Raw genomic sequence first — 4,326 nt, 5'->3', positions numbered from 1 at the left:
GAGATGTACTTGTCGCCGGCGGCCTCGATCGCCGTCTTCATGGCGGCCTCGTCGGTCTTCCAGCGTTCCTCCTGGAAATTGGACCACGAAACGCCGACGACCTTGTCCTTCGCCTGCGCGACAGACGCGAGCGTCAGCGACATGGCGGCACCCGCCAGGATGGCGGCTGTGAATCTTTTCATATTATCCTCCCTGCGCCGCGTATGGCGCGACCAAACTGGCCCGAGGGCCGGCACAGAGGCCCTATTTTTTCGAGCCTCGAAAAAATACTGGGCCAACGCCCGAACGCTGTCAACATCGATTCTGATGGATTTTGATGTCGTCTCGAATTTTTTTCGGGCCTCGGAATAAATAAATGACACGGCGCGCGGCTTCTGCCAGTATTTGACCGCGTCACCGACAGCGTTCCAGGGCAGGAAGAACCGCGGCGACCGGGAGGATATGAAAGAGCATGTCGGTCGGAATCCGCCACGACGATTTGCGCCGCCGCAACCGCGCGATGGTGATCGCCGCGGTGCGCCGCGCCGGACAGCCGTCGCGCACCGAGATCGCCGCAACCACAAGCCTCAGCCATTCGACGATCTCGGCGATCTCATCCGACCTGATCGTCGAAGGCATCCTGACCGAAAGCAAGCCGAGCGAGGCCGGCTCGCTCAAACGCGGCCGTCCGCAGGTCGGCCTCAGCCTCAATCCGGAAGCGGCCGCGGTAATGACCGTGGTGCTGTCGCTGAACTTCCTCTCGGTCGCCGTCATCGACTATGCCGGCCAGGTAATATCCGAGGAACAGCGTCGGCTCGACACGCTGACGATGTCGCGCGACTCGCTGATCGGTGAGTGCACGGCAATCGTGCGGCGCCGCCTGGAAGATCCCGACCTGGACGTGCGCAGCATCGCTCGTATCGCGCTGGCCGTCCAGGGCATCACCGACACCCGTGCCCGCGCCATGCTGTGGTCGCCGATCACGCCGCACACCGACATCGCCTTCGCCGACATATTCGAAGAGGAGTTCGGCGTCCCCGCCATTATGGAGAACGACTGCAACATGATGGCGGTGGCGCTGCGCTGGCGCGATCCCGATCGTTACCGCGACGATTTCATCGCTATCCTTTTGTCGCACGGCATCGGCATGGGGCTGGTGCTGAAGGGCGAATTGGTCACCGGCCCCCATTCCTCGGGCGGCGAATTCGGCCACATGATTCATCGGCCGAACGGGGCGCTGTGTCGCTGCGGACGGCGCGGCTGCGTCGAAGCCTATGCCGGCAATTATGCCATCTGGCGCAACGCGCGGCAGATGGGCGAGGATGCAGAACCCGTCGCCGATGTCAGCGACGCCGACATGCGCGCCCTGGCTGCCGCCGCCCGCGAGAGGGACGGACCGGAGCGGGAAGCCTACCGCAAGGCTGGCGAAGCGCTCGGCTACGGCCTCGGCAGCCTGTTCGCGCTGATCGATCCGGCCCCCGTCGCCATGGTCGGCGTCAGCGCCGCCGCCTTCGACCTGATCGAGCCGGCATTGCGGCAAGCGATTGCCCAGACCGCCGGCGGCCAGCATTCCAAGTCGATTTCCTTCGACACCGAGCCGAACGAACTGCCGCTGATCCGCGAAGGCTGCGCCATGCGGGCGCTGATCTTCGTCGATCAGGAGATTTTTGCGCCGGGCGTGCAGGCGAGATCCGGTCTCGGCGGCAAGAACGTGGCGTGAGTTCAAACGAGGGAGTTCAGTCCTCGCGAATGGCGTAACCCGCCCCACGGATGGTGCGGATGACATCGGGCATACGGCCGTTGTTGACCGCCTTGCGCAGCCGGCCGACATGCACATCGACCGTGCGTTCGTCGATGTAGATCGTCTCGCCCCAGACATTGTCGAGCAGTTGGCTGCGCGAGAACACGCGGCCTGGATGGCGCATCATGAATTCAAGCAGGCGGAATTCCGTCGGCCCGAGCCGGATTTCGCTCTTCTTGCGATAGACACGGTGCGATTCGCGATCGAGCACGATATCGCCGACCTTGAGCACGCTGGACAGCACTTCCGGCTTGGCCCGGCGCAGCAGCGCCTTGACCCTGGCCATGAACTCCGGCGTCGAGAAAGGCTTGACCAGATAGTCGTCGGCACCGGTCGAGAGGCCGCGCACGCGGTCGCTTTCCTCGCCTCGCGCGGTCAGCATGATGATCGGCAGCCGCTCGGTCTCGGGACGCATCCTTAGCCGGCGGCAGAGTTCGATACCGGAAACCGCAGGCACCATCCAGTCGAGCACCAGAAGGTCTGGAACGTTCTCCTGCAGCCGGATTTCGGCCTCGTCGCCGCGCGTCACCACCTCGACCTGGTAACCTTCGGATTCGAGATTGTAGCGGAGCAGCACGCCTAGCGGCTCCTCATCCTCCACCACCATGATGCGTGGCGCGATCATCGGCTGGTCACCCCTGTCATGCCGCTGGCGCGGACATTGCCGTCTCGTCCTGCTTCGGACGATTGGCTGGCAACTGCGTGCCGGTCAAAACATAATAGGCATTTTCGGCGATGTTGGTCACGTGGTCGCCGATCCGCTCGAGGTTCTTGGCGCAAAACAACAGGTGCGTGCACGCCGTGATGTTGCGCGGATCTTCCATCATGTAGGTCAGCAGTTCGCGGAACACCGATGTGTATTTGACGTCGATGCGTTCATCATTGTTTCTGAGCGTGGCAAGCGCTGCCGCGTCAGCGGCGGCATACTCGTCGACGACCCCCTGCACCTGGATCAGCACCAGCTGCGCCATCGCGTCGATCGAATGCGAAAGGTCGTGCGGCGTGACGCTCAGCCCGACAGTGCCGACGCGCTTGGCGATGTTCTTGGCAAGGTCACCGATGCGCTCGAGGTCGCCGGCCATGCGGATCGAACCGACTACCGCACGCAGATCGTTGGCCATTGGCTGGCGCTTGGCGATCAGCGTGATAGCACGATCGTCCAGCTCGCGCTGGCGTGCATCCATGATGGCGTCGTCGGAAACCACCCGCTGCGCCAGCGCATTGTCCGAATTGAGCAAAGCCCTGGTCGAGCCACCGACCATCGAGCGGGCGAGATCGCCCATGTCGCGGATCAGCTGGCTGATCTGCTCCAGATCCTCATCGAAAGATGCGACGGTATGTTCACCCATGATCTTCGTCCCTCATATGCCAGAGATCAGCCGAACCGGCCGGTGATGTAGTCCTGGGTGCGTTTGTCGTCGGGGGTGGTGAACATCTTGTCGGTGGCGCCCTCCTCGACCAGATAGCCAAGATGAAACATCGCGGTGCGCTGCGACACGCGCGCTGCCTGCTGCATCGAATGGGTGACGATGACGATCGTATAGTTCTGACGCAGTTCGTCGATAAGTTCCTCGACGCGAGCGGTGGCGATCGGGTCGAGCGCCGAACACGGTTCGTCCATCAGGATCACCTCGGGTGACACGGCGATGGCGCGTGCAATGCACAGGCGCTGCTGCTGGCCACCGGAAAGACCCGTGCCAGGTTCCTGCAAACGGTCCTTGACCTCGTTCCAGATCGCCGCCTTCTTCAGGCTGGACTCGACGATCTGATCCATGTCGGCCTTGCGCTTGGCCAATCCGTGGATGCGCGGACCATAGGCGACGTTCTCGTAGATCGACTTTGGGAACGGATTGGGTTTCTGGAACACCATGCCGACGCGCGCCCTGAGTTCGACGACATCGATGTTCTTGTCGTAGATGTCCTCTTCGTCGAGCGTGATCTTGCCGGTTACCCGTGCTGAATCGATGGTGTCGTTCATGCGGTTGAGGCAGCGCAGGAAGGTGGACTTGCCGCAGCCGGAGGGGCCGATCAGCGCCGTCACCTGGTTCAGGCGGACGTCGAGATCGACGTCGAACAGCGCCTGCTTCTCGCCGTAGAACACGCCGACCTTGTCGCCGCGCATTTTTATCACTTCGTTCGACTTCATCTTGTCGCCCACTGCGTTTTCAAGGGACTGTTCGGTCATGATGTTCATACCAAAATGCCTTTTTTCTACCAGCGCCGCTCGAACCGACGCCGAAGCACGATCGCGGTGATGTTCATGGCCATGAGGAAGACGAGCAGGATGATGATGGCGCCGGACATACGCTCGACGAAGGCGCGTTCGGCCTCGTTCGCCCACATATAGATCTGCACCGGCAGCGCGGTGGCCGGATCGAAAGGCGTCGTCGGTGGATCGGCGACGAAGGCGACCATGCCGATCAACAGCAGCGGCGCGGTTTCGCCGAGCGCGCGCGCAAGACCGATGATGGTGCCGGTGAGGATGCCGGGCGCGGCAAGCGGCAGGATGTGCTGGAACACCATCTGCATCTTGGAGGCGCCAAGAC

General features: G+C 62.6%; 5 protein-coding genes and 1 pseudogene. 1 reads left to right on the top strand and 5 read right to left on the bottom strand.

Features of this window, described 5'->3' with window-relative positions; translation table 11 throughout:
* Positions 1-182 (bottom strand): annotated as a pseudogene (locus tag EN925_RS25165) (D-xylose ABC transporter substrate-binding protein); the annotation flags it as partial.
* Positions 183-451: 269 nt separating this feature from the next.
* On the opposite strand from EN925_RS25165, the gene EN925_RS25160 reads away from it, so the two are divergent.
* A complete protein-coding gene (locus EN925_RS25160; RefSeq protein ID WP_128337010.1) occupies positions 452-1,699 on the top strand; it encodes an ROK family protein in 1,248 nt (415 codons plus the stop codon).
* Between the two features lie 16 nt (positions 1,700-1,715).
* Here the strand turns inward: EN925_RS25160 and phoB are convergent, their stop codons facing one another.
* The 4 genes from phoB to EN925_RS25140 form a co-directional block, all read right to left on the bottom strand.
* Positions 1,716-2,405, bottom strand: a complete 690-nt coding sequence (gene phoB, locus EN925_RS25155; protein WP_010911896.1) for a phosphate regulon transcriptional regulator PhoB — start codon at positions 2,403-2,405, stop codon at positions 1,716-1,718.
* Between the two features lie 16 nt (positions 2,406-2,421).
* Positions 2,422-3,129, bottom strand: a complete 708-nt coding sequence (gene phoU / locus EN925_RS25150; RefSeq protein ID WP_013529272.1) for a phosphate signaling complex protein PhoU — start codon at positions 3,127-3,129, stop codon at positions 2,422-2,424.
* Positions 3,130-3,155: 26 nt separating this feature from the next.
* On the bottom strand, positions 3,156-3,974 hold the full coding sequence (gene pstB, locus EN925_RS25145) for a phosphate ABC transporter ATP-binding protein PstB (protein ID WP_013529271.1): 819 nt from the start codon (positions 3,972-3,974) through the stop codon (positions 3,156-3,158).
* Positions 3,975-3,991: 17 nt separating this feature from the next.
* Positions 3,992-4,326, bottom strand: a 335-nt coding sequence (locus EN925_RS25140; RefSeq protein ID WP_128337009.1) for an ABC transporter permease subunit, incomplete at its 5' end; no start/stop codon positions are given.

Source organism: Mesorhizobium sp. M7A.F.Ca.US.006.04.2.1 (assembly GCF_004022915.1).
GTDB classification, from domain to species: domain Bacteria; phylum Pseudomonadota; class Alphaproteobacteria; order Rhizobiales; family Rhizobiaceae; genus Mesorhizobium; species Mesorhizobium ciceri.
Note: the sequence above shows the minus strand (reverse complement) of the source record. Positions and strands in the feature narration are given on the sequence as shown.